The sequence below is a fragment of the Thalassospira sp. CA1 genome (assembly GCF_059052855.1).
Map to the genome: position 1 here is coordinate 351,427 of NZ_JBZCIA010000002.1, position 22,112 is coordinate 373,538.

At 53.7% G+C, this 22,112-nt stretch carries 20 protein-coding genes; 11 read left to right on the forward strand and 9 right to left on the reverse strand.

The features are described 5' to 3' along the window. Window positions 1–59: 59 nt before the first annotated feature. Entirely contained in the window at window positions 60–1,208 is a 1,149-nt protein-coding gene (gene nagA / locus AC5Q5A_RS05705; RefSeq protein WP_064781344.1) for an N-acetylglucosamine-6-phosphate deacetylase, read from the reverse strand. A 574-nt stretch (window positions 1,209–1,782) separates the two neighbouring features. On the opposite strand from nagA, the gene AC5Q5A_RS05710 reads away from it, so the two are divergent. The 7 genes from AC5Q5A_RS05710 (at window position 1,783) to AC5Q5A_RS05740 (ending at window position 7,877) form a co-directional block, all read left to right on the forward strand. Then, a complete protein-coding gene (locus AC5Q5A_RS05710) occupies window positions 1,783–3,081 on the forward strand; it encodes an extracellular solute-binding protein (protein ID WP_008891010.1) in 1,299 nt (432 codons plus the stop codon). 84 nt (window positions 3,082–3,165) lie between these two features. After that, window positions 3,166–4,044, forward strand: coding sequence for an ABC transporter permease subunit (locus AC5Q5A_RS05715; protein WP_064781346.1), 879 nt, complete (start codon window positions 3,166–3,168; stop codon window positions 4,042–4,044). A 13-nt stretch (window positions 4,045–4,057) separates the two neighbouring features. Further along, window positions 4,058–4,912 carry a sn-glycerol-3-phosphate ABC transporter permease UgpE gene (gene ugpE, locus AC5Q5A_RS05720; RefSeq protein WP_008891012.1) on the forward strand — a complete coding sequence of 285 codons (855 nt, stop codon included), beginning with the start codon at window positions 4,058–4,060 and terminating at the stop codon, window positions 4,910–4,912. A gap of 58 nt (window positions 4,913–4,970) precedes the next feature. Beyond that, window positions 4,971–6,041, forward strand: coding sequence for a sn-glycerol-3-phosphate import ATP-binding protein UgpC (locus AC5Q5A_RS05725; RefSeq protein WP_064781347.1), 1,071 nt, complete (start codon window positions 4,971–4,973; stop codon window positions 6,039–6,041). Between the two features lie 144 nt (window positions 6,042–6,185). Continuing rightward, window positions 6,186–6,659 (forward strand): GAF domain-containing protein, encoded by a 474-nt coding sequence (locus tag AC5Q5A_RS05730; RefSeq protein ID WP_008891014.1) that lies wholly within the window; start codon window positions 6,186–6,188, stop codon window positions 6,657–6,659. A 59-nt stretch (window positions 6,660–6,718) separates the two neighbouring features. Beyond that, on the forward strand, window positions 6,719–7,246 hold the full coding sequence (ssb, locus tag AC5Q5A_RS05735; protein WP_008891015.1) for a single-stranded DNA-binding protein: 528 nt from the start codon (window positions 6,719–6,721) through the stop codon (window positions 7,244–7,246). Between the two features lie 202 nt (window positions 7,247–7,448). Further along, complete coding sequence (locus AC5Q5A_RS05740; protein WP_063089603.1) at window positions 7,449–7,877, forward strand: NUDIX hydrolase; 429 nt, start codon at window positions 7,449–7,451, stop codon at window positions 7,875–7,877. Here AC5Q5A_RS05740 and AC5Q5A_RS05745 read toward each other — a convergent pair. After that, window positions 7,874–8,371 carry a YchJ family protein gene (locus AC5Q5A_RS05745; protein ID WP_064781348.1) on the reverse strand — a complete coding sequence of 166 codons (498 nt, stop codon included), beginning with the start codon at window positions 8,369–8,371 and terminating at the stop codon, window positions 7,874–7,876. The two genes, AC5Q5A_RS05740 and AC5Q5A_RS05745, sit on opposite strands and share 4 nt — an antisense overlap. Window positions 8,372–8,952: 581 nt before the next feature. On the opposite strand from AC5Q5A_RS05745, the gene rpoH reads away from it, so the two are divergent. Continuing rightward, window positions 8,953–9,822 (forward strand): RNA polymerase sigma factor RpoH, encoded by an 870-nt coding sequence (rpoH, locus tag AC5Q5A_RS05750; protein WP_008891018.1) that lies wholly within the window; start codon window positions 8,953–8,955, stop codon window positions 9,820–9,822. Between the two features lie 88 nt (window positions 9,823–9,910). Here rpoH and AC5Q5A_RS05755 read toward each other — a convergent pair whose 3' ends face one another. Both AC5Q5A_RS05755 and AC5Q5A_RS05760 read right to left on the reverse strand, forming a co-directional pair. Next, on the reverse strand, window positions 9,911–10,363 hold the full coding sequence (locus tag AC5Q5A_RS05755) for an NUDIX hydrolase (RefSeq protein WP_493894643.1): 453 nt from the start codon (window positions 10,361–10,363) through the stop codon (window positions 9,911–9,913). Further along, window positions 10,350–10,619 carry a hypothetical protein gene (locus tag AC5Q5A_RS05760; protein WP_008891020.1) on the reverse strand — a complete coding sequence of 90 codons (270 nt, stop codon included), beginning with the start codon at window positions 10,617–10,619 and terminating at the stop codon, window positions 10,350–10,352. The genes AC5Q5A_RS05755 and AC5Q5A_RS05760 overlap by 14 nt, the downstream gene beginning before the upstream one ends. 201 nt (window positions 10,620–10,820) lie before the next feature. On the opposite strand from AC5Q5A_RS05760, the gene AC5Q5A_RS05765 reads away from it, so the two are divergent. Continuing rightward, window positions 10,821–11,684 (forward strand): DUF502 domain-containing protein, encoded by an 864-nt coding sequence (locus AC5Q5A_RS05765; RefSeq protein WP_493894644.1) that lies wholly within the window; start codon window positions 10,821–10,823, stop codon window positions 11,682–11,684. A 61-nt stretch (window positions 11,685–11,745) separates the two neighbouring features. On the opposite strand, the gene recG is transcribed toward AC5Q5A_RS05765, so the two are convergent. Continuing rightward, window positions 11,746–13,833: an ATP-dependent DNA helicase RecG gene (gene recG, locus AC5Q5A_RS05770; protein WP_493894645.1), complete on the reverse strand. Its 2,088-nt coding sequence runs from the start codon at window positions 13,831–13,833 to the stop codon at window positions 11,746–11,748. Window positions 13,834–14,059: 226 nt separating this feature from the next. Here recG and AC5Q5A_RS05775 point away from each other — a divergent pair, with 226 nt between their 5' ends. After that, window positions 14,060–14,332 (forward strand): FAD assembly factor SdhE, encoded by a 273-nt coding sequence (locus tag AC5Q5A_RS05775; RefSeq protein ID WP_063089593.1) that lies wholly within the window; start codon window positions 14,060–14,062, stop codon window positions 14,330–14,332. A 7-nt stretch (window positions 14,333–14,339) separates the two neighbouring features. Then, window positions 14,340–17,837, forward strand: a complete 3,498-nt coding sequence (gene mfd, locus AC5Q5A_RS05780) for a transcription-repair coupling factor (RefSeq protein WP_493894646.1) — start codon at window positions 14,340–14,342, stop codon at window positions 17,835–17,837. A gap of 58 nt (window positions 17,838–17,895) precedes the next feature. On the opposite strand, the gene AC5Q5A_RS05785 is transcribed toward mfd, so the two are convergent. From AC5Q5A_RS05785 to AC5Q5A_RS05800, 4 genes are all read right to left on the reverse strand, one after another. Further along, window positions 17,896–18,582 (reverse strand): DsbA family oxidoreductase, encoded by a 687-nt coding sequence (locus AC5Q5A_RS05785; RefSeq protein WP_493894647.1) that lies wholly within the window; start codon window positions 18,580–18,582, stop codon window positions 17,896–17,898. Between the two features lie 6 nt (window positions 18,583–18,588). Then, on the reverse strand, window positions 18,589–19,812 hold the full coding sequence (locus AC5Q5A_RS05790) for a phosphopentomutase (RefSeq protein WP_493894648.1): 1,224 nt from the start codon (window positions 19,810–19,812) through the stop codon (window positions 18,589–18,591). Window positions 19,813–19,871: 59 nt separating this feature from the next. Next, a complete protein-coding gene (gene deoC, locus AC5Q5A_RS05795; protein ID WP_493894649.1) occupies window positions 19,872–20,705 on the reverse strand; it encodes a deoxyribose-phosphate aldolase in 834 nt (277 codons plus the stop codon). A 181-nt stretch (window positions 20,706–20,886) separates the two neighbouring features. After that, on the reverse strand, window positions 20,887–22,026 hold the full coding sequence (locus AC5Q5A_RS05800; protein WP_493894650.1) for a succinylglutamate desuccinylase/aspartoacylase family protein: 1,140 nt from the start codon (window positions 22,024–22,026) through the stop codon (window positions 20,887–20,889). Between the last annotated feature and the right edge of the window lie 86 nt (window positions 22,027–22,112).

Consider the following 22,112-nt stretch of genomic DNA (forward strand, 5'->3'; position numbering starts at 1 on the left):
GAAATGCTGTCTCAGGTCAAGGCTTTCCGTCATAGACTTTCGGAAAATATTGCGTTTGCTCAGGCGTAACTCTCTTGCACGCCCTTGATCCAGCTTCGCGTCACATTGAACTGATCATCAAACAAAATCATATCGGCCTGATAGCCCGGTGCCAAGCGACCAAGAACATGACCAAGTCCCAGGAACTCCGCTGGATAAAGCGATGCCATGCGAAGCGCTTCATCAAGCCCGATTTCGGCCATTTGCATGCAATTGCGCACAGCTGAAATCATATCAAGGTCCGAACCCGCCAACGTCCCATCCGCAAGCGCGCAGCGCCCATCAACTGCAATGATTTCCTCATCGCCCAGCTTGAACCGTTTATCGGCGGCACCAACCGTTGGCATGGCGTCGGTGACCAACATCATCTTGCCTGCGGCCTTGGCGCGTACGGCGGTTTTGATCACAGCTGGATGGACGTGAAACCCATCCGCAATCAGGCCACACCACGTACGATCATCAGAAAGGGCTGCACCGACGACACCCGGCTCCCGATGGGTCAGGGGGCTCATGGCATTAAACAGATGCGTGAAGCCCTGCATGCCCTCGTCGATTGCCGACATGATATCGCCGTAGGTGCCCGCTGTATGACCGGCGCAAACGCGAACATCGCGCGCAACGAGCTTTGCGATGACACCTTTATCAAGCAGTTCCGGCGCAAGTGTGACCAAAGTGCAGCCGTTGCGAAGCCGGCAGACGAGTTCGATTGCATCAGGCTCCATCGGCCTGATCTGGTCCGCTGGATGCACGCCACGGCGCTTTAGATTGAGATACGGTCCCTCAAGGTGAATGCCCACGACACCAGCAACGCCGTTATCCAGTACGTCCTGAACGGCAGCAATCGCGGCCTCCATCTTTTCACGAGAATCGGTAATCAGGGTTGGCAGCATGGATGTCGTGCCAAACCGGCGATGCGCAGCGACCATGGTTTTAATGGTTTCAAGATCAGGCGCATCATTCAGCAAGACACCGCCGCCACCATTGACCTGCACATCAATCAGACCGGGGGCGAGGGTTTGGCCACTACCATCTATTGTTTTGATACTAGCAGGTAGATCGTTATCCGCAACAATGGCGTCGATCTTGCCATCCGTGACCAGAACGGAATGCCCACACAGGAAGCGTGTTCCGTCAAAGAGTCGGGCATTTGATATGGCAAAGTCACTCACGCCTGGGTCTCCGGTTGCTGCGTATCCAAGTACGGTAGTCGCAGGATCAGCCCTGCGGTCGTGGACGTTTGGGCATCGTAATTGGATGATTTGATGACGGCAACGACCTTAACGACCAATTGTGAAGAAGTCGTCTGTGCCGACCATCTTCTAGGATAGTCGAAATATTCGAACACGAACATTCCATATAACAAGGTTAACCATGGACGCAGCAGGGCGATCTTCACAGTTTGGTCGCAAAACTTTCACTTGCCTGCAACACTTGACTTCTGCGGCGTGTCTGCATTTCACGGCACTTCTGCTGCCGGATTGCCGAAACACTAGGCAAACACTGGATCTTTGATCCTTTCAAAACTGCGCCCGCGAGGAGCTTCATAGTGAACTTATTGGATGTTCACTTGATCATTTATTGGCGAGTTTTGTGTCATTTCGCCGCCCATTCGCACATCAAAAGTAAGTTTCCGAAAACTGTCACTTGAGCAAAACGGCCCTCAAGAACAAAACGAACGCCTAGCCGGTCGCCGAATTACGGGCGGCGTACCGTGCCAAGTTTTCAATAGGGAGTTACTTGACCATGTTCCGCAAAACACTGATGGCTGCTGCTGCCGTGTTTGCCATTGGCAACACCGCACAGGCTGCAACCGAGATCACCTGGTGGCATGCAATGGACGGCGCACTTGGCGACGTTGTCAACCAGATCACCGAAGACTTCAATGCAAGCCAGGATGAATACAAACTCGTATCCATCAACAAGGGCGGCTACGAAGACACCATGACGGCCGGCATCGCAGCGTTCCGCGCGAAAAACCAGCCGAACATCATCCAGATCTTCGACGCAGGTGCTGCAACCATCATCAACGCCAAAGGCGCTGTTAAGCCGGTTCAGGATTTGCTTGAAGCAAACAACGTCAATTTCGACATCAATGATTACATCCCGGGTGTTCGTTACTTCTATGCCGATTCAGACGGCAAGATGATCGGCATGCCGTTCAACAGCTCGACCCCGCTTCTGTATTATAACAAAGAAGCGCTGGACAAAGCCGGTGTAGACGTTCCCAAAACCTGGCAGGAATTCGAAGCTGCTGCTCCGAAGCTCAAAGAAGCTGGTTACACCGCGCTTGCGCAGTCGCACAGCCCGTGGATCTTCTTCGAAAACTTCATGTCGCGTCACAACCTGCAGATGGCAACCGCCAATAACGGCTATGACAGCACCGACGTCGAAATCCTTTATAACAACGACGCTCTGAAAGATCACTGGCAGCACGTCAAGGATTGGAAAGACGCGGGTTACTATGGCTATTATGGCCGCGCATGGGGTGCGAACCAGGATGCGTTCGTGCAGCAGCAGGTCGCAATGTGGATCGGTTCTTCCGGTTCGTTTGGTGGCCTTCGCAAGTCCGCACAGTTTGACTTTGGCGCATCGACCCTTCCGTACTGGGAAGGCACCGGTGATGCACCGAAATCGACCTTCATCGGTGGTGCAGCACTGTTCGCATTCTCCGGTCACGATGCCGCACAGGATGCCGGTGTTGCCGAATTCTTCAAATTCCTGACCAAACCGGAAACCCAGTACTACTGGCACAAAGAAACCGGTTATGTACCGATCACCAATGCGGCTTATGAGCTGGCCAAAGAAGATGGCTACTACAAGGAAAGCCCGGATGCAGAAGTCGGCATCACCCAGCTTTCCGAAGAAGGTGGGGAGTGGACCAAGGGTTACCGTCTTGGCTTCTATGTTCAGATCCGCGAAGTGATTTATCGTGAAGTCGACAAGATCATGAACGGCGAAGAAACCGTTGATGCTGCCTTTGCGACCATCGAAGAAGAAGCAAACGGTCTGCTGAAGCGCTTCAACGATACCTACTCGAACTAATCTGCTTTTCGCCAAAGCGGGGCGGCCGATGATTTGGCCGCCCTGTTTTGCATTTTCTGATTTTGCTCTGAGGTTGCGTTCCCGATGAAGCGCGTACAATTTGAACACAGCGCGGTGCCATACCTGTTTATCGCACCCCAAATTCTGATTATTTCCATATTTTTCCTGTGGCCTGCGGTCCAGGCGCTGTATCAGTCGTTTCTGCTTGAAGACGCCTTTGGCATGTCTTCGCAGTTCGTCTGGTTCCGCAATTTTGAAGATGTGCTGACAAGCAGTTCGTGGACGCGATCTGCCATCTTTACCGTCGTATTTTCCGTTCTTGTCTCCGTGCTTTCGATCGCGATTTCACTGTTTCTCGCGGTTCGCGCCGACGAAGTAATCCGTGGGGCAAAATCCTATAAAACCCTTCTGATGTGGGGCTATGCCATTGCGCCGCCGGTGGCGGGACTTCTTGGTATCATGATGTTCAACCCGCTCATGGGGGACCTCTACAAGGCCTTCAACAGTTTCGGATTTGAATTCAACCACATCGAAAACGCCAATGACGCGGCCTTCATCGTCATTCTGATTGCGGTCTGGAAACAGGTCAGCGTGAACTTCATCTTCTTCCTCTCGGGGCTTCAGGGAATTCCGAAGTCGGTTCAGGAAGCAGCGACCCTTGACTGCAAGAGTCCTGAGCGTCGCTTCTGGACCATCACATTCCCGCTTTTGGCACCGACAACCTTCTTCCTGCTGGTGATCAACCTGACTTACGCCTTTTTCGAGACGTTCGGCATTATCGATGTTTCGACCAAAGGTGCCCCGGGTGGTTCGACCGCGACCCTTGTTTACAAGGTGTATGTCGATGGCTTCCTTGGTGCGGATATGGGCGGCAGTGCTGCGCAGTCAGTCTTGCTGATGATCATGGTCAGCGTCCTGACCGTGTTCCAGTTCCGCTTCATCGAACGCAAAGTGCATTATTAAGGGGAACGTCATCATGTATCAGTCCAAATGGCGTATTTTTACCAACCACACCATTCTGGTGCTTGGCTCACTTTTCATGATCCTTCCGGTTTGGATCGCCTTTGCTTCATCAACCCACACTCGCGAGTATATCTTCCAGAATGGCCTGCAATTCTTGCCAGGCGGGGAGTTCTTCACCAACTATGGCGCGATCCTGTTTGATGCAGAGGCGACAAAGGGCAGGGTGACCGCGCTTGAGATGCTGTTTAACAGCATGGTGCTTGGCCTTGGCTTTGCGATCGGAAAGGTCATCATTTCAATGATGGCGGCCTATGCGATTGTCTATTTCCGCTTCAAACTTGCTGTGCCGTTGTTCTGGATCATTTTCTCGACACTTCTGTTGCCGCTCGAAGTGCGTATCGTGCCGTCCTATGAGGTCGTGGCGAACCTTGGGCTGCTCAACACATATACCGGTCTGATCCTGCCGCTGATTGCGTCTGCCACGGGAACCTTCTTCTTCCGGCAGTTCTATCGGTCGGTCCCCGACGAACTTCTTGAAGCAGCAAGGCTGGACGGGGCAGGGCCGATCAGGTTCTTCATCGACATTCTGGTTCCCCTGTCGGTGACCATGATTGCTGCGATCTTCATCATCATGTTTGTGGTTGGCTGGAACCAGTATCTTTGGCCGCTGCTGATGACCACCGATGATCAGCTCTACACCATCGTGATCGGGATCAAGCAGGTCTACAACTCGCTTTATGAAGGCGGACAGATACCTCAGTTCCCCAAGGCATTCGCACTGACAATCATGGCATCGGTCCCGCCCGTACTGGTGGTGGTCATCTTCCAGCGCATGTTCGTCAAGGGTCTGGTTGAGACGGAAAAATAACCCGGTCTTCCCTGATCTCTGAATTGAAAATAATTGATCCGAATACAGGATAACCAAGATGGCAACTGTTACGCTTAATCAGGCCCAGAAAACCTACCCGAACGGCTTCAAGGCCATTCACGGCATCGACCTTAAAATCGAGCATGGCGAGTTCACGGTTCTTGTCGGTCCGTCCGGCTGTGGCAAATCGACATTGCTGCGCATGATCGCCGGCCTTGAAGGGATTTCGGATGGCGAAATCATCATTGATGACAAGGTCGTCAACACGGTGGCACCCGCAGATCGCGATATCGCCATGGTGTTCCAGAACTACGCGCTTTATCCGCACATGAACAACTACGGCAACATGGCCTATGGCCTGAAAAACCGCGGATACAGCAAGGCGGAAATTGATGCCAAGGTTCGCGAAGCCGCCCGCATTCTTCAGCTTGAAGATCACCTTGAACGCAAACCGCGCCAATTATCTGGTGGTCAGCGTCAGCGCGTCGCCATGGGCCGTGCGATCGTCCGCCAACCCAAAGTCTTCCTGTTTGACGAGCCGCTTTCGAACCTTGATGCCAAACTGCGTGTCGATATGCGCCTTGAAATCAAGAACCTGCAACAACGTCTTGGCATCACATCGGTCTATGTCACCCACGACCAGGTCGAAGCCATGACCCTTGCCGATCGTCTGATCGTGATGAATGGCGGCGTTGCAGAGCAGATCGGAACCCCGATTGATATCTACGAAAAGCCGGCCAGCCAGTTTGTCGCGGGTTTCATCGGCTCGCCCGCGATGAACTTCCTGAAGGGCAAAGTCTCTGATGACAAGAAACACGTCACAGTGGGGGACGGCGTGATGCTTGATCTTGATCACGACGTCGAGGCTGGCCGCGACGTAACGGTTGGCATTCGCCCCGAACATCTGGAACTTCTCAAAGACGGGGAAGGGCGGATTAATGCCGGTGTGCGCATGGTGGAGTCTCTTGGCGCAGAAACGCTGGCCTATCTCGATTTCGGGGCCAATGCCGACAATGTCACGTTGCGTTTGCAGGGGACGCACACATTCGAAAAAGGCGAGAAATTAAGCCTTTCAGTTCCGGCGTCGAAAATCCACCTGTTTGACATCGAAAGCGGTCAGCGCATCTGATTAAACTAGGCCAGTTAACACCAAACGCCTCTGACAAATTCAGACTGTCAGAGGCGTTTTTGTTTTCGGATTGGGGCACTTTACCCTTGTCTCGCACAGGGTGAACGGGGTAGTTCCTATGCGCGAAAGTTAAGGGAGTTCGATGTGCAGACCGACCAGAAAAAGGCGCTTTACGAAGAAGCGCAAAAAGAGCTGATAAGCATCACCGAAGGCGAAACCAACGTTCCCGCCCTGATGGCGACCGTATCGTGCGTCTTATCGCAAAAGTTCGACTATTACTTCTGGACCGGCTTCTATAATGTTGATCCGGAAAAGGAAAACGAACTTGTCGTCGGGCCATATCAGGGCACGCTTGGCTGTCTTCGTATCCCGTTTGGTCGCGGTGTTTGTGGTGCAGCCGCATCAACCCGCGAAACGCAGGTGGTCGCGGACGTTCATGCTTTTCCTGGTCACATCGCATGCGATAGCCGGACCAATTCCGAGATCGTTGTGCCGGTGATCAATGCGGATGGACAGTTGATCGCCGTGCTTGACGTCGATAGTGTCGAGCACAATTCGTTCGATGAAACGGATCGCATTGCACTTGAAACTTTAATGCAGCGCATTTTTGCGCAATGATAACCCACAAGTCCCGACCAATCGGGACAGCGGACAACACAAACTTTGGAAGATAACCCATGGCTGGCAGTGTCAATAAAGTCATTCTCGTCGGGAACCTTGGCCGCGATCCTGAAATCCGGTTTACCCAGGCTGGCAAAAAGATCGCCAATTTCAGCATCGCAACCTCCGAACAGTGGCGTGACCGTCAGTCCGGTGAGCGCCGCGAGCGGACCGAATGGCATCGCATCGTTGTTTTCAACGAAGGCCTTGCTGATGTCGTTGAGCGCTTTGTGAAAAAAGGCAGCAAGCTTTACATCGAAGGCCAGCTCCGCACCCGCAAATGGCAGGGGCAGGATGGCAAAGACAACTACACCACTGAAGTTGTTCTTGAAGGCTTCAACTCCAACCTGACCATGCTTGATAACCGCGGCGAAGGCGGCGGCATGGGTGGCGGTTCATCCTCTGGTGGTGGTTATGGCGGCGGCCAGGATAGTGGTGGCGGCTACGGCGGCGGTTCTGACGCTGGTTGGGGTAATGGTGGTTCTTCCGGTGGCGGATCCGCACCGGCTGGTGCCCCGGACCTCGATGACGAGATTCCGTTCTAAGCAATCGCTTAATGATATCGATCTAAAATCCCTCCGAAACGCTGATTGTTTTGGGGGGATTTGTTTTTGTGAGATTCTTTGTGTAACCATCCGGAAACGTCTGTCACAAAATCACCTGAAGTTGGTCTACAAGACTATAACCAAGCGATAAAATCTGATTTAAGAACGAAAACTCGGCCAATCGCGAAACAAGGAAGACCTGTTGACCGGTCCAATATTTGGAACCCCGCGTGTGGGGCAAAGCTATAACGTACAGGACTGTGTCTATGCCGTGATCAAACGCGAAAACGGCGACGTTGCCGTTGCGCGCACGCCCAAGGGTATTGTTCTTCTTGGCGGCGGCGTTGAAAACGGTGAAAGCGAACAGGACGCGCTTTGTCGTGAGGCTTATGAAGAATCGGGTTATCGGGCGCGCATCATCTCGCGGCTCGGTTTTGCGTCACAGTATGTCAATAACCCGGCCAAGGATCGATACCGCCTTAAGCGTGCTACCTTTTTCCTGTGCGAATTAACCGAAAAGCTTGGTCCGCCGGTCGATCAGGATCACGAATTGGTCTGGATGCCATATAAAGAAGCCCATGAAAGCTTACTCCGGCCATTTCATCAATGGGCACTGGAATTTGTGGGCTAACCACAGCACTTCTTGAATTTTTTGCCCGATCCACAAGGGCAGGGATCATTTCGACCGGCTTTGACAGGTGACGCGTTGATTTGGCTCATGCCCGGAAATATCCCGTCAACATAGAACCACTTGCCATCACGACGTTCGAAATTGGATCGCTCGTGCAGTTGGTGTGGTTTTCCGTTCTCGTCAAAATGGGCAACGAATTCAACAATCCCGGTTTGATCAAGAATTCCGCCAGCAACGCATTCAATGATGTCCAATCCAGTCCAGCGCGTTGTGTCCTGCGCAATACTTTCTGCATCAAAGCCGGAACGATTTTCCTCTGCCAGCGTTGATAATAGATAGTCCCCATTGCGCAACGCGAAGGCAGAGTAGCGTGATCGCATCAATTTTTCGGCCGTTTCGGCACTTGCAATCCCGGAATGATACTTCCCACAGCAGACGCCGTAATCTTTCAGGCTGCCACAGGGGCATAAAGTGTCTGCTGGCAAGGCTGGCATGATGAACTCCGGTCAAATGGCATTTTGAAGTCACCATACAGCAGGGGCCATTCGCACGCCACTTTGCCAAGCCCCGGAATTTCGCCTTAAACTTTCACAGATGCGCAAATTGCCTTTGTTTCGCCTTATATCGATCCTAGCGTGAGATATCAGCATTTTACTTACCCGACTATTTTTGTCGGTTATAATTGCTAGGATGCTGATATTGAGTGATTAATATAACTGAAACACGGGTCAGAAGTTCTTGACGAATTTGGTCGGGTTTAGCTATATTAATAAATGCGGGTGGGGGCCCAAAGGCACCGCCGGATCAACGTCCGGCCAATTGGCGGACATGTAAATTGTCGATTTGCTTCGAGTAAGGATGAGACACGATGAATACACTTCTTATTTGCGTCTACTGTCCTCTTCCATAGGTGACCTTGGAATGAGTTACGACCGGACCACGCTTCTTTTCCGACAAAACCCGGTCGTCCACGTGAATTAATTCACAACCGATAGTGTTTGCACGTCATCTAGCTTCTGACGGACTCCGTACCAAGAATAGATGCCGATGTGCAAACCTCTCAGGAGGACATAGAATGAGCGCCATTAAATTACCTGCTGTTTCCCAGGAAGAGGGTTTCTCGGGCTATCTCCGTGAAGTCTGGAAATTCCCGATGCTTACGGCGGACGAAGAATACATGCTGGCCCACCGTTATCAGGACCACGATGACACCGAGGCCGCCCACAAACTTGTTACCAGTCACTTGCGGCTTGTTGCCAAGATCGCGTTTGGTTATCGCGGTTATGGCTTGCCGATGGCAGACCTTGTCGCGGAGGGCAATACCGGCCTGATGCGTGCGGTGCAGAAGTTCGATCCGGAACGCGGTTTTCGCCTGTCGACCTATGCGATGTGGTGGATCCGTGCTGCGGTGACCGAATACATCCTGCAAAGCTGGTCGATGGTCAAACTCGGCACCATGGCAGCGCAAAAGAAACTGTTTTTCAGCCTGCGCAAAGCCAAGCGTCAGCTTAACATTTATGACAATGGTGAACTTTCGCCAGAGGAAGCTGATCAGGTTGCCGAAAAACTTGGTGTGACCGGTCGTGAAGCGCTTGAAATGAACCGCCGTCTTGCGGCGCGCGATTTCTCGCTCAACACACCGATGCCGAAAGACGAGGGGATGGAATATCTCGATACCCTGTCGTCTGACGCACCAAGCCCGGAAGCACTGGTTGCCGATGCCGAAGAACGTGTTCTTCATAACGGCATGCTGAAAAACGCACTTGGCGAATTGCCTGAACGTGAACAGGAAATCATCAAGGCCCGTTTCCTCAGCGATGACCCGATCACGCTGGAAAAGCTTGGTGAACGTTTTGGCGTCAGCCGCGAACGCGTCCGTCAGCTTGAAGCACGCGCATTCAAGAAAATTCAGGAAAGTGTCCTGACGCAGCATTCAGCGGCGTAAAAAAGATTAAATAGACCAAATCAAAAGGCGGCATCCTCTGGGTGCCGCCTTTTTCTCATTCCGTTGGTCTTGCTCGATTGTCTGTCGGTCAGCCGGATGAGAGGATATCCCGTGATTTCGCAATAACTTCAATGGTCTTGTTCCAAAGCGCATATTTGGTCACTTCCTTGACACTGACCCACTTGGCGTCAGCCGCGTCACCGCCAAGCGTGATATCGGGATTAAGCGCCACCGCGACAAAATCAATCAGCGTATAGTGATATTCGACCTTGTCGTCATCATTGGTGGAAATCATGTCCACCGCATCGACCAGGATCGGGCTTGAGATTTTGACGCCGGTTTCTTCCAGCACTTCGCGACAAACGGCATCGCGCACTGTTTCGCCCAGCTCCTGCGCGCCGCCCGGAAGGCTCCAGGTGCCGGCATGCGGTTCCTTGCCGCGCTGGATCAAAAGAATATGGTCCTTGTGCCAGACAACGGCACCAACACCGACAAGAGGACGCGGTAAAAAGGTTCGCTGATCAAGTTCAGTAATCGTCATCGTCTTCTTCCAAATCATCGTCCGGGTCAGGTACCTCATGTACGACCTTGCCGGTCATTTCTCGGGCACGAATACCGGGTGTTCCAAGAAACTGTTCTTCTGACTCCGGATGGAGTGACATCACAAAATCTTTCGATGGCGCGTCACCGATGGCAAACTGCCGCGCGGTGTCGTAGTCGGGGGCACGAACCTTGGCCGTTTTTATCCCAACCGAACCGTCATCATCGTAAATATATTCAACAATCCAGACCTGCAAAACGTCTCCACAATAATTCTGATCTGCAAATTACGGTTTGTTGGTTGCACCGCAAACTTGAATACTGCTATCACTTTAATAACCGGGAATAACCCGGCTTTAAGTCCCAGCTTTGCCATATTCTCACGTACAATGACCAAAAGCCAAAGACTAATCTCAAGTTTCGGCTTTTAACATTTGGCTCTTCTGCACAGGTGCTCAATGAACGCCAAGCGCGACGATAATGATGATCCGGAAAACAAAGGTTCGGAACATGTCCTCCCAAGCCCAGGTATGTTTGCCCGGATAAGAGCCTATTTCCTTACTGGTGTGCTGGTCAGTGCGCCTCTTGCGATTACCTTCGGGCTTGCCTGGTGGTTTATCGAATTCGTCGACAGCAAAGTCATCCCGCTGATCCCAGCACACTACAATCCGGAATCCTATCTTCCTGTCGGTTATCAGGATTACGGGATCCCAGGATTTGGCCTTTTGGTGGTTATCGTTTTCATCACCGTGGTTGGCTGGTTCACGACCAACTTTGCCGGTCGGGCGTTAATTAAGCTTTACGAGCGGATTCTTGGGCGTATTCCGGCGGTGCGCAGCATATATGGTGCGGTAAAGCAGATCCTTGAGACAGTTCTCGCCAATCAGTCGAATGCTTTTCGTCAGGCGGTTCTTCTGGAATATCCCCGCCGCGGGATGTGGGCGATTGGCTTTATCACTGGCGAGACCACAGGTGAGGTGCAAAACCTGACCGAAGACAAGGTCATCAATATCTTCCTGCCGACCACGCCAAACCCGACATCGGGCTTTTTGCTGTTCGTTCCGCGCCGGGATGTTGTCATCCTTGATATGACGGTCGAAGAGGCCATTAAAATGGTGATGTCAGGCGGTATCGTAACCCCGCCGGATCGTCGTCCGGCCGAAGAGCGCAATCAGCCGAAAGTGGCTGCCAAGACCTATGAGAATGTCGATACGCTGCGCGAAAAGGAAAATGTTCCGATTCTGGTATCAAGGGATATTCCGGCACGGATGGAACCTTCCGAAACAAAGTCCAAAGACGGCAAGACGCCGGAAGACGCATAGTCCAAGCGCATAATCACATAACAAACCAACAGGGCGCATCCATTCGGTGCGCCCTTGTTTATTATCCGGACCGGAAATATCGAACCGCTTCGTCACGTTCAAACAGATACAACAACAGACGCAATGCATCGCCGCGGGCCTTCTTCAGATCGGGGTCGCGTTCGACGATCAGGCGCGCATCATCGCGCGCAATCGCCAGCAAATCACCATGCAGCTCAAGATTGGCCAGCCGGTATTCCTGAAGGCCGCTTTGGCGCGTACCAAGAACCTCGCCCGCACCGCGAAGTTTCAGGTCTTCCTCGGCAATGATGAAACCGTCTTCGGTTTCACGCATGATTTTGAGGCGCGCCTTGGAAACCTGTCCAAGCGGGCTGCCATACAGCAACAAACAAGTCGATGCCGCATCCCCGCGGCCAATTCGCCCGCGAAGCTGGTGAAGCTGAGCAAGGCCAAAGCGTTCGGCATGTTCAATCACCATGATCGTTGCTTCGGGCACATTGACACCGACCTCGATCACAGTGGTTGCGACAAGGATGGACGTATCGCCATGGGCGAACTTTTCCATTACCTCGTCCTTTTCCTTGCCCTTCATCTTGCCATGGACAAGGCCGACACGATCCTGACCAAACAGCTCTGCCAGCACCCGGTACCGTTCATCGGCAGCCTGCAGGTCCAGAACCTCGGAGTCCTCGACCAGTGGACAGACCCAATAAATCTTGGTACCGCTGCGCATCGCACGCCCAATGCCGGAAATGACATCATCCACCTTGTCGATCGGCAGTACGCGGGTATCAACCGGTTTACGCCCCGGCGGTTTTTCATCCAGCCTGGAAACTTCCATATCACCAAAGGCGGTCAGGGTCAGCGTACGTGGAATAGGCGTTGCAGTCATAACCAACACATCAACCGCCTGACCTTTGCCAGCCAGCATCAAACGCTGATGCACGCCAAAGCGATGCTGCTCATCGACAACCGCAAAGGCAAGATCGTGGAACATTACGTCATCCTGAAACAGGGCGTGAGTTCCAACCGCAATCTGGACTTCGCCATTGGCAAAGCCTTCAAGCGCAGCCTTGCGTGACTTGCCCTTATCGCGCCCGGTCAGGATGGCGCATTTGATCCCGATTTTCTTCAGAAGCGGCGAAATCGTTTCAAAATGCTGGCGCGCCAGAATTTCAGTCGGCGCCATGAGCGCGGCCTGACGTCCGCATTCAACCGCATTCAGCATCGCCATCAATGCGACCACGGTCTTGCCCGAGCCAACGTCGCCCTGCAGCAGCCGGAGCATGCGGCCTTCGCTTGCCATATCGTCATAGATATCGCCAAGTGCGCGTTGCTGCGCACCAGTCATGGCAAAGGGCAGGCGGTCACCGAGTGCCACACGCAGGCGTCCGTCCCCCTTGGTCACACGCCCGCCAAGCTTGCGCATCTTTGCGCGGATCAATGTCAGGGCCAGTTGATTGGCCAGCAACTCATCATAAGCAAGCCGTTTGCGGGCGGGATGATCGGGTGACAGGTCAGTTTCGTCTTGCGGATTGTGGATGGTGTAGAGTGCCGTTTTCAAATCGGGCCATTTATGGCGCGTGACCAGTGCCGGATCATGCCATTCTGGCAAATCGGGAAGCGTTTCAAGTGCACCGCGCACCGCCTTGGTCAGCGTCTTTCCTGTGACCCCGGCCGACATCGGATAGATCGGCTCGACCGTCTGGATTTCAGCACGTTCTGCCTCGGTACCAATCCGGTCGGGATGGGTGATCTGATATTCCCCGCGATAATGATCGATCTTGCCCGAAACAATCCGCTTCTCACCAACCGGCAAAACGTCATTAAGGTATTTGGCCCGCGCATTGAAAAACGCCAAAACAAGCGTACCGCTTTGCGTTTTGCAGATCACGCGATAGGGACGACGACGGTTGGGGGCGGGCTCATGGCGTTCGACCCAGACATCCATGGTGACGACCGAGCCGTCGATGGTTTCCGAAAGGTCGGGCGAAAACCGGCGATCAATAATGCCCGATGGTAAATGCCAAAGCAGATCGGCGACATGTTCCCCGCCAATCAGGCGCGCTACCAACGGCTTTAAGCGCGGACCGATACCGGCCAGCGTGTCGATTTCAGCAAAAAGCGGGAACAGAATTTCCGGGCGCATGTCGGTTTTCGTTGAAACTTTCGATGAGAACGTTAATAGAACAATTGTGTTTATGGCACGGGTATACAACAAAACTATCCCGCCACAACCATCAAGTCATCATTTGATACAAAATGACCCGATCACGGCATGGACCCGTAGGAGATTTTGCCGTACAAACCATGCCACAGAACAGGCTGCAGTGGCCGCCCGCAAGGCGCTGCACAGGAAGTCAGGAGATCGAAGAATGACCGACACCGTATCGGACCTTGAAATGCGCCGTAAAAAGCTGCTGTTCCGTGGAAGCCACCGTGGCACCAAGGAGAACGATATCCTGATGGGGCGTTTCATGGACAAGCATTTGGCGACCCTGACGGCAGAACAACTTGATAGATTTGAAATCCTGATCAACGAAGTACCGGATGCCGATTTCTTCAAATGGGCAACCGGCAAGGAAGCGGCACCTGCACAGTATGACACGGATGTCCTGCGCATGATCCGGGACCTGAGTAACGCCTGACAAGACATTGAACAAGCTCAAAGAAATCATATCGACCAACGGTCGCAAACGGGTAGGCGGTGTGCCGGAAGGCGCAGACGCCCTGATCTTGCGCGAACTGCTTGATAATGCGGGCAAGAACAAGACCGTTCTTCACATTGCACGCGATGACAAGCGCATGGCCCAACTGGCGGAGGCATTGCAATTCTTCGCCGGTGAAATCGAAGTCCTGACGCTTCCGGCGTGGGACTGCCTGCCTTATGACCGTGTTTCACCGATTTCAGAAGTCACCGCACGGCGCGTCGAAACGCTGACAACCCTTGCCGACAGTAAAGAATCCGCCGCCGGAAATGGCCGTATTGTCCTGACAACCGCCGCCGCGGCAATGCAGCGTGTCCCGACCGTTGATGTCATGTGCAAGGGCAAGCTGGCGTTCAAGGCTGGCAGTGAATACGACCGCGCCGAGCTGACCGCCTATTTCGAGCGCATGGGCTATAACCGCGCAGAACAGGTGATGGAACCGGGCGACTACGCCGTTCGTGGTGACATTGTCGATATCTTTGCCCCGGGTATGAAGGAACCGGTGCGGCTTGATTTCTTTGGTGACGAGATCGAAAGCATCCGTCGCTTTGACGTCGAAACCCAGCGCACGGTTGGCAAGGTTAAGGAAATTTCCCTGTTGCCAGTGGGCGAGGTCTATCTTGACCCGGATAGCATTTCGCAGTTCCGAAGCAGCTATCGCGAACTGTTTGGCGCGGTGTCGCAGACCGATCCACTTTATGAATCAATTTCCAACGGCCTGAAATATGGCGGGATGGAACATTGGCTGCCGCTGTTTCATGACGGGTTGGATACCATATTCGCCTATGTGCCCGAAACCATCGTCAGCCTTGATTACCAATATGGCGAGGTCATCGAAAACCGCCTTGAGATGATTGATGATTACTATCAGGCACGTCTCAATATCAAGGGCGGCGGGCTATCGGGCGATAACGTCTATAAACCGGTGCCGCCAGAACGGCTGTATCTTGACCAGGCAGAGTTTGACCGCATGTTGTCAGACCGTCCGGTTCTGGAATTCTCGCCCTATTATGATGATGAAAATCCCGAACGCGGTATTTACGATCTTGGTGCGCGGGCAGGGCGCGATTTTGGCGATGTGCGTGCGCGTGCAGACGTCAATCTTTATGAAGAACTGCGTGATTTCATCACCACACAGCGCGGCAAGGAAAATCAGGTTGTTATTGCGACCTATTCCGATGGGTCGCGTGATCGCATTGTGTCATTGCTGCGCGAACATGGCGTGGGCAAAGTCGTTACTTGCGAATGCTGGGAGGATGTGACCGACGATCTGACACACGAGCATGTCGGCGTGGTGATCCTTGATATTGAACGCGGGTTCCGGCGCAAGGGGCTTTGGTTTGTTACCGAGCAGGATATCCTTGGTGACCGCATGAGCCGCCCGGGTGGACGCCGGCGCAAGGCCGACAATTTCCTGCGCGAAGCGTCCGAGATTTCCGAAGGTGACCTTGTTGTCCACCTTGAACACGGTATCGGGCGCTATCTGGGCCTGAAAACCGTGACGGCCGGTGGCGCACCGCATGACTGTCTTGAACTTGAATATGACGGCGGCGATAAACTGTTTGTGCCGGTCGAAAATATCGAGATCCTGTCGCGTTATGGATCGGACGAAGGTATCTCGATCCTTGATAAGTTGGGTGGTGTTGCCTGGCAGGCCCGTAAGGCCAAGCTGCGCGAACGCATCCGCGATATGGCAGGCAAGCTGATCAAGGTCGCCGCCGAACGTCATCTGCGCAAGGGCGCCATGCTTCAGGCACCTGAAGGCGCCTATGACGAGTTCTGCGCCGGCTTCCCGTTTGCCGAGACCGAGGATCAGGCACGCGCCATCCGCGATACTCTCGATGACCTGTCGGCTGGCAAGCCGATGGATCGTCTCGTTTGCGGTGATGTTGGCTTTGGTAAGACAGAGGTCGCCATGCGTGCGGCCTTTGCTGCCGTGATGTCGGGCAAACAGGTGGCCGTGGTGGCGCCGACAACACTTCTTTGCCGTCAGCATTACCTGAATTTCAAGGAACGCTTTGAAGGCCTGCCAGTTCGGGTTGAACAGCTGTCGCGCCTTGTTACCGGCAAGAACGCAAAACTGGTCAAGGACAATCTCGAAAGCGGCCATGTCGATATCGTCTGTGGCACTCATGCGCTTTTGGGGACGGGTGTGCATTTCAAGGACCTTGGCCTTCTGATCGTCGACGAGGAACAGCATTTCGGCGTCAAGCACAAGGAACGCCTCAAGGAACTGAAATCCGATGTACATGTCCTGACCCTGACCGCCACACCGATCCCGCGCACCTTGCAACTGGCCCTGACCGGGGTGAAGGAACTGTCGATCATTGCCACACCGCCGGTCGACCGTCTGGCGGTCCGGACCTATATCACGCCCTATGACCCGGTTGTCGTGCGCGAGGCCATCTTGCGCGAACGCCACCGTGGCGGCCAGATTTTCTATGTTTGCCCACGGGTCAATGAACTTGACCGGGTTGCCAAGGAACTTCAAAACCTTGTGCCGGAAATCAAGTTTGATGTGGCGCACGGCCAGATGGGCGCGCGTGACCTTGAACAGGTCATGACCGATTTCACCGACCGTAAGTTTGATTTGCTTCTTGCGACCAACATTATTGAGTCCGGTATTGATGTTCCAAATGCCAACACGATGATCATTCACCGGTCCGACATGTTCGGCTTGGCGCAGCTTTATCAGTTGCGTGGTCGTATCGGTCGCTCCAAGCAGCGTGCCTACGCCTATCTGACCTTGCCCAATGGCAAGAAACTGACGGCAACAGCACTCAAGCGCCTCGAGGTCATGCAGACCCTTGATAGCTTGGGTGCCGGGTTCAATCTGGCGAGCCACGATCTTGATATTCGCGGGGCAGGGAACCTGCTTGGTGAAGAACAATCGGGCCATATCAAGGAAGTCGGGATCGAGCTTTATCAACAGATGATCGAAGAAGCCGTGGCAGAAGCCAAGGGCGAGATCGATGCATCCGAAGAAGCAAGTTTCGTCCCGCAGATCAATATCGGCATGCCGGTTCTGATCCCGGATCGCTACGTGCCGGATCTTGGTGTGCGGCTTGGTCTTTATCGCCGTATTTCTGAACTGCGATCGCGCGAAGAGGTCGACCAGTTTGCTGCCGAAATGATTGACCGGTTTGGCAAATTGCCCAAGGAGGTCGAAAACCTTCTGGATGTAGTCACCATCAAACAATGGTGTCGGGTCGCCAATATCGAGAAACTTGATGCAGGCCCGAAAGGGGCACTCATCACGCTTCGGAATAACGAGTTCCCGAACCCGGCCGGTTTGATCGGCTTTATCCAGCAACAGGTTGGCGTCGCCCGCCTGCGCCCGGATCACAAGATCGTCTATTCTGCTGGCTGGGATGGCCCGACAGACCGGCTTGAAGGCCTCAAACGATTGATGAAACGCCTTTCAGATATCGCAGGAAACGCATAAAGAAAAGGCGGGTAACAGATTGTTATCCCGCCTTTTTCAATTCTCAATGGGCTCTTGTTTAGACCGGAATTTCTTCCTGTCGCGCCAGTCGGATCATGCGTTGAAGGATATCGGGTTCCTGTGCGCCCGAAAGGGCATGGCGGCTGTTAAACAGGAAGCACGGTACACCAGTTACACCCATCTGATGGGCGACCCGGTTTTCCTGACTAACAAATTCCCGGTCCATATCACCCGCAAGATATTCAAGAATTTCGTTTCTGTCTTCGCCATGGCGAACTGCGATTTCGGCCAGAAGTTCATGATTGCCGATATCCTGACCTTCAAGGAAATAGGCCACAAACAGATCTTCGACCAAATCATTGCCAACCGCTGGCCGTTCTGCGCACACCTTGTAGATCAGGCGATGAGAGTCCGTTGAATCTGGCGTCACGTTGATCAGATCAAACCTGAACGGGATACCGACCGCAGCCCCGGCATCCTCGATCGCCTTGTAAACCCGCTCAGCACTTTCGCTTCCGCCGAACTTTGCGGATAGATAAAGTTTGCGATCAATGCCGCCGCTCGGCATATCCGGGTTAAGCAAGAAAGGGCGCCAATGAATGATAAGGTTATCAAGCTTTTCGCGTGACAACGCCTTTTCAAGGCGCTTCTTGCCGATATAGCACCACGGACAAATTGTATCGACAATCGCCTCAATCCTGATCGGCGAATTTGATGCTTCACTTTGTCCGAACTGCCAGTTCATTCCACTTTATCCATTCAAGAAAGACGTTCCCGTCGCCAGCGGCGCAATCCCGAGATGGTCGGCAACCGTTTGACCGATATCGGCAAAGGTTTCGCGCATCCCGAACGGCCCTGGCGCAATCGCAGGTCCAAAGGCAAGGATCGGCACGAATTCGCGTGTATGGTCGTTGCCGCGCCAGGTCGGGTCACACCCGTGATCAGCGGTAATGATCACCAGATCACCGGGCTTTAACGCGGCGCGCAGTTCCGGAATTCGTTGATCAAATTCCTCAAGGGCGTTTGCATATCCAGCAACGTCACGACGGTGACCGAATTCCATGTCGAAGTCCACCAGGTTGGTGAACACAATGCTGTTATCCGGGGCTTCGTCGATTTCTTTCATCATGGCATCAAACAGCGCCATATTCCCCGAGGCCTTGACCTTTTTGGCGATCCCGCGATGGGCATAGATATCGGCGATTTTACCAACCGAAATCACCTTGCCACCGGATTTGCTGAACAGATCAAGCAGGGTTGGTTTATGGGGTGGAACGGCAAGATCACGACGGTTCGAGGTCCGCTTGAAATCAGCTGGCGTTTCACCAACAAACGGGCGGGCAATCACACGGCCAATATTATAGGGTTCAACCAGTTTGAAGGCGATTTCACAGACTTCATACAGGTGATCGAGACCAAAATGCTCTTCGTGGGCGGCAATCTGAAATACGCTATCGGCCGAGGTATAACAAATCGGCTTGCCGGTTTTGATATGCTCTTCGCCAAGCTCTGCGATGATCGTCGTGCCCGATGCATGGCAATTGCCAAGAATGCCTGGCAGCTTGGCCTGTTCGATCAGGGCATCGGTCAGTTCCGCCGGAAAGGTCGGAACCGTCAGAGGAAAATAACCCCAGTCGAAATCCACCGGCACACCGGCAATTTCCCAATGGCCGCTTGGTGTATCCTTACCGCGCGATAGTTCCTTGGCATGGCCAAATGCGCCGATCATTGCACCGCCATGATCAAGCCCGGGCGGGACACGACCAGTCGCATCCTTGGCAGCCTCGCCAAGACCAAGTGCGACCATGTTCGGCACATTCAGCGGACCACTGCGCTTGTCGCTATCGGCAAGGCCTTTGGCGCATTGTTCTGCAATGTGGCCAAGGGTATCAGAACCCTGATCACCAAATTTTGCCGCGTCCGGTGCCGAACCGATCCCGAAGCTGTCCGCCACGATAATGATGGCACGTGCCATTGATGTCTTCCTTCAAACCTTATCCGGGCAATGCGATGCCCAGCAGATAGTCATAAATTCTAGTAGTTGCCAGTCGCAGCTGGTGCATCACCCGGTTTCGAACCACAGGTTTCAAGCAACGCGGTCAAAACGCCACTTGCCCCGAAACGGAAGGTTTCCGGCTTTGCCCAGCCTTCGCCCATGATGCGATCGGCAATCGCAAGATAAAGGGCGGCGTCCTCGGTTGATTTAACTCCGCCGGATGCCTTGAAGCCGGCATCAATACCATCCTCATTGCGGGCATCACGAATGGCCGTCAGGATCGCAACCGCGGCTTCGGGCGTTGCGCCGACAGATACCTTGCCGGTCGATGTCTTGACGAAATTCGCACCATGCTTGATGGCCAGCCGGGCGGCGTCGTAAAGTTTGCCAAGATCATCAAACTCGCCGCTTTCAAGGATGACCTTCATGGTGGTCATCGTTCCGCACGCCGTGCGCGTCGCATCGACAACATCCGTTGCGGTCGCGACATCGCCTTTAAGAAATGCCTTGTAGGGGAAGACAAGATCGATCTCGTCCGCGCCCTTGGATACGCAATTTGCGGTCTCGTCGGCGACACGCTGGGCATTGGTACCGCCTTCGGGGAAGTTCACCACGGTTGCAGTTTTCACACCTGCCCGGCCCAGTGCCCGCCAAGAGGTTTCAATAAACGGGGCATAGACGCAAACAGCTGCTGTGTTCCCCTGGGGTGTTTGCGCGCGTTTGCACAGGGCTTCGATGACCTGTTCATTGTCATCATCATTCAGGCTGGTTAAATCCAGAACAGAAATCGCGCGGCGTGCGGTCTCGGCGTCTGGCACGGCCTTGTTCTTGGCAACTGAAATGACTTCTGAAACAGTTTTCGGATCGAACATCAAACATTCCTTGCAACGCGCACTGCGCGGTTCGTCAATATCGGCAAAATCGGTGACCATCTGGCCCGAATGAGAAAGACGGATCAACGACGGCCTGAAGGGTATCCAACCTTCATTCGGCAATCAATCGATCCGTCCCAAAATACAGTTTCAATCAGAACGCGGAAACGTCAAAGGCGCGCTATTTCGACAGAAGAAGCTGACCTTCACGTCCTTCAAGCGGCTTCTCACCCGCGACCGAGCACAGATATCCGCCCGGAACGACAAGTCGAATACCAATACGGGAATACAACACCCCGTCGGTTCGGCTAGAGAACGGGGTTTTTTCGCCGGTTTCGCAATCAAGAACATAGCCCAGCTGCTGACCGGCTTCGACTTTTGCGCCAGCATCAACCGCGAAAACAACCATGCCACCATGTGACGCCATCACGCGATCCACACCGGCAAGCGGGGTGGCATCACATTTGGCGTCCGGCATTGGGCCCGGATCACCTGCAATCAGGCCACGGCGTTGAAGGAACTTGAACAGATTGGCGGCGTCTGCGATTGCGTACTCATCATAGACATCGCGATCACCACGCAGCTCGATCGTGGTGGCCAGTGTGGCCATCGGGATCGGGAATTTGTCGCCATAGGCACGGCGAAGTTCGACCCATGGGCGGCTGAATGCCTCGTCAAACGGGTTGTCGCCACTGATTTCTGCGATCAGGCTGCACTCTGATCCGATCTGTGCTGAAAGATCCGCGGCATCCGGCCAGTTATGGTCGCTGATGTAAAGATGCATCGGCGCTTCCCAGTCGCAATGCAGGTCCATCACGTAATCGGCATCAATCGCAAGCTCTGCCAAGGTCAGACGCAAATCCTGCAGGTCTGTCAGCGGGCTGACATCCTTGCGGTGTTCCTTTATCAGGCGGCGCAACTCGGTCCGGATCAATGCAACGTTGTCCTCGGAATCCTGGCCAAGTTTGCCGTCAACGGCATCAATAAGTGCCGCACTCAGATCCGGATAATGACGGTTAAAGTTTTGACCACTGCGCATTTCGAAGCGGCCAAGCGGCTTCATATCGACATACTGGGTAAAACCGATCGGATTGGCGAAGGGAACAACAACGATTTCGCCGGTAATGTCACCCTTGGCGTCTGCTTCCTTCAGAAGTGCCTCAAGATGGTGCAGCGTAATGACGCCGGGCAATTCATCGGCGTGCAGGGCCGCCTGAAAATAGGCCTTTGGACCATGGCCGGGTTTACCAAAGCGCCGCACGGTCAAAGCGCGCGAGGTGCCCATTTGCGGGCGGACGAGTTCAATGCGTTCTTCTTGCATTTCGATATCCTGAAAGGTGGTGGCGTGGGGCAAATCAACCCGGCCGGATCAAGGCACCTGCGACACCATGCCGACAGGTACCTATC

Excerpts from the sequence above, each read along its gene's own strand:
- AC5Q5A_RS05710 (WP_008891010.1), top strand. The coding sequence starts at position 1,783 with ATGTTCCGCAAAACACTGATGGCTGCTGCTGCCGTGTTTGCCATTGGC.
- ugpE (WP_008891012.1), top strand. The coding sequence starts at position 4,058 with ATGTATCAGTCCAAATGGCGTATTTTTACCAACCACACCATTCTGGTG.
- AC5Q5A_RS05765 (WP_493894644.1), top strand. The coding sequence starts at position 10,821 with ATGAACGCCAAGCGCGACGATAATGATGATCCGGAAAACAAAGGTTCG.
- AC5Q5A_RS05715 (WP_064781346.1), top strand. The coding sequence starts at position 3,166 with ATGAAGCGCGTACAATTTGAACACAGCGCGGTGCCATACCTGTTTATC.
- rpoH (WP_008891018.1), top strand. The coding sequence starts at position 8,953 with ATGAGCGCCATTAAATTACCTGCTGTTTCCCAGGAAGAGGGTTTCTCG.
- AC5Q5A_RS05800 (WP_493894650.1), bottom strand. The coding sequence starts at position 22,026 with ATGCAAGAAGAACGCATTGAACTCGTCCGCCCGCAAATGGGCACCTCG.
- AC5Q5A_RS05790 (WP_493894648.1), bottom strand. The coding sequence starts at position 19,812 with ATGGCACGTGCCATCATTATCGTGGCGGACAGCTTCGGGATCGGTTCG.
- AC5Q5A_RS05785 (WP_493894647.1), bottom strand. The coding sequence starts at position 18,582 with ATGAACTGGCAGTTCGGACAAAGTGAAGCATCAAATTCGCCGATCAGG.
- ssb (WP_008891015.1), top strand. The coding sequence starts at position 6,719 with ATGGCTGGCAGTGTCAATAAAGTCATTCTCGTCGGGAACCTTGGCCGC.
- recG (WP_493894645.1), bottom strand. The coding sequence starts at position 13,833 with ATGCGCCCGGAAATTCTGTTCCCGCTTTTTGCTGAAATCGACACGCTG.
- AC5Q5A_RS05725 (WP_064781347.1), top strand. The coding sequence starts at position 4,971 with ATGGCAACTGTTACGCTTAATCAGGCCCAGAAAACCTACCCGAACGGC.
- AC5Q5A_RS05775 (WP_063089593.1), top strand. The coding sequence starts at position 14,060 with ATGACCGACACCGTATCGGACCTTGAAATGCGCCGTAAAAAGCTGCTG.
- deoC (WP_493894649.1), bottom strand. The coding sequence starts at position 20,705 with ATGTTCGATCCGAAAACTGTTTCAGAAGTCATTTCAGTTGCCAAGAAC.
- AC5Q5A_RS05745 (WP_064781348.1), bottom strand. The coding sequence starts at position 8,371 with ATGCCAGCCTTGCCAGCAGACACTTTATGCCCCTGTGGCAGCCTGAAA.
- AC5Q5A_RS05755 (WP_493894643.1), bottom strand. The coding sequence starts at position 10,363 with ATGACGATTACTGAACTTGATCAGCGAACCTTTTTACCGCGTCCTCTT.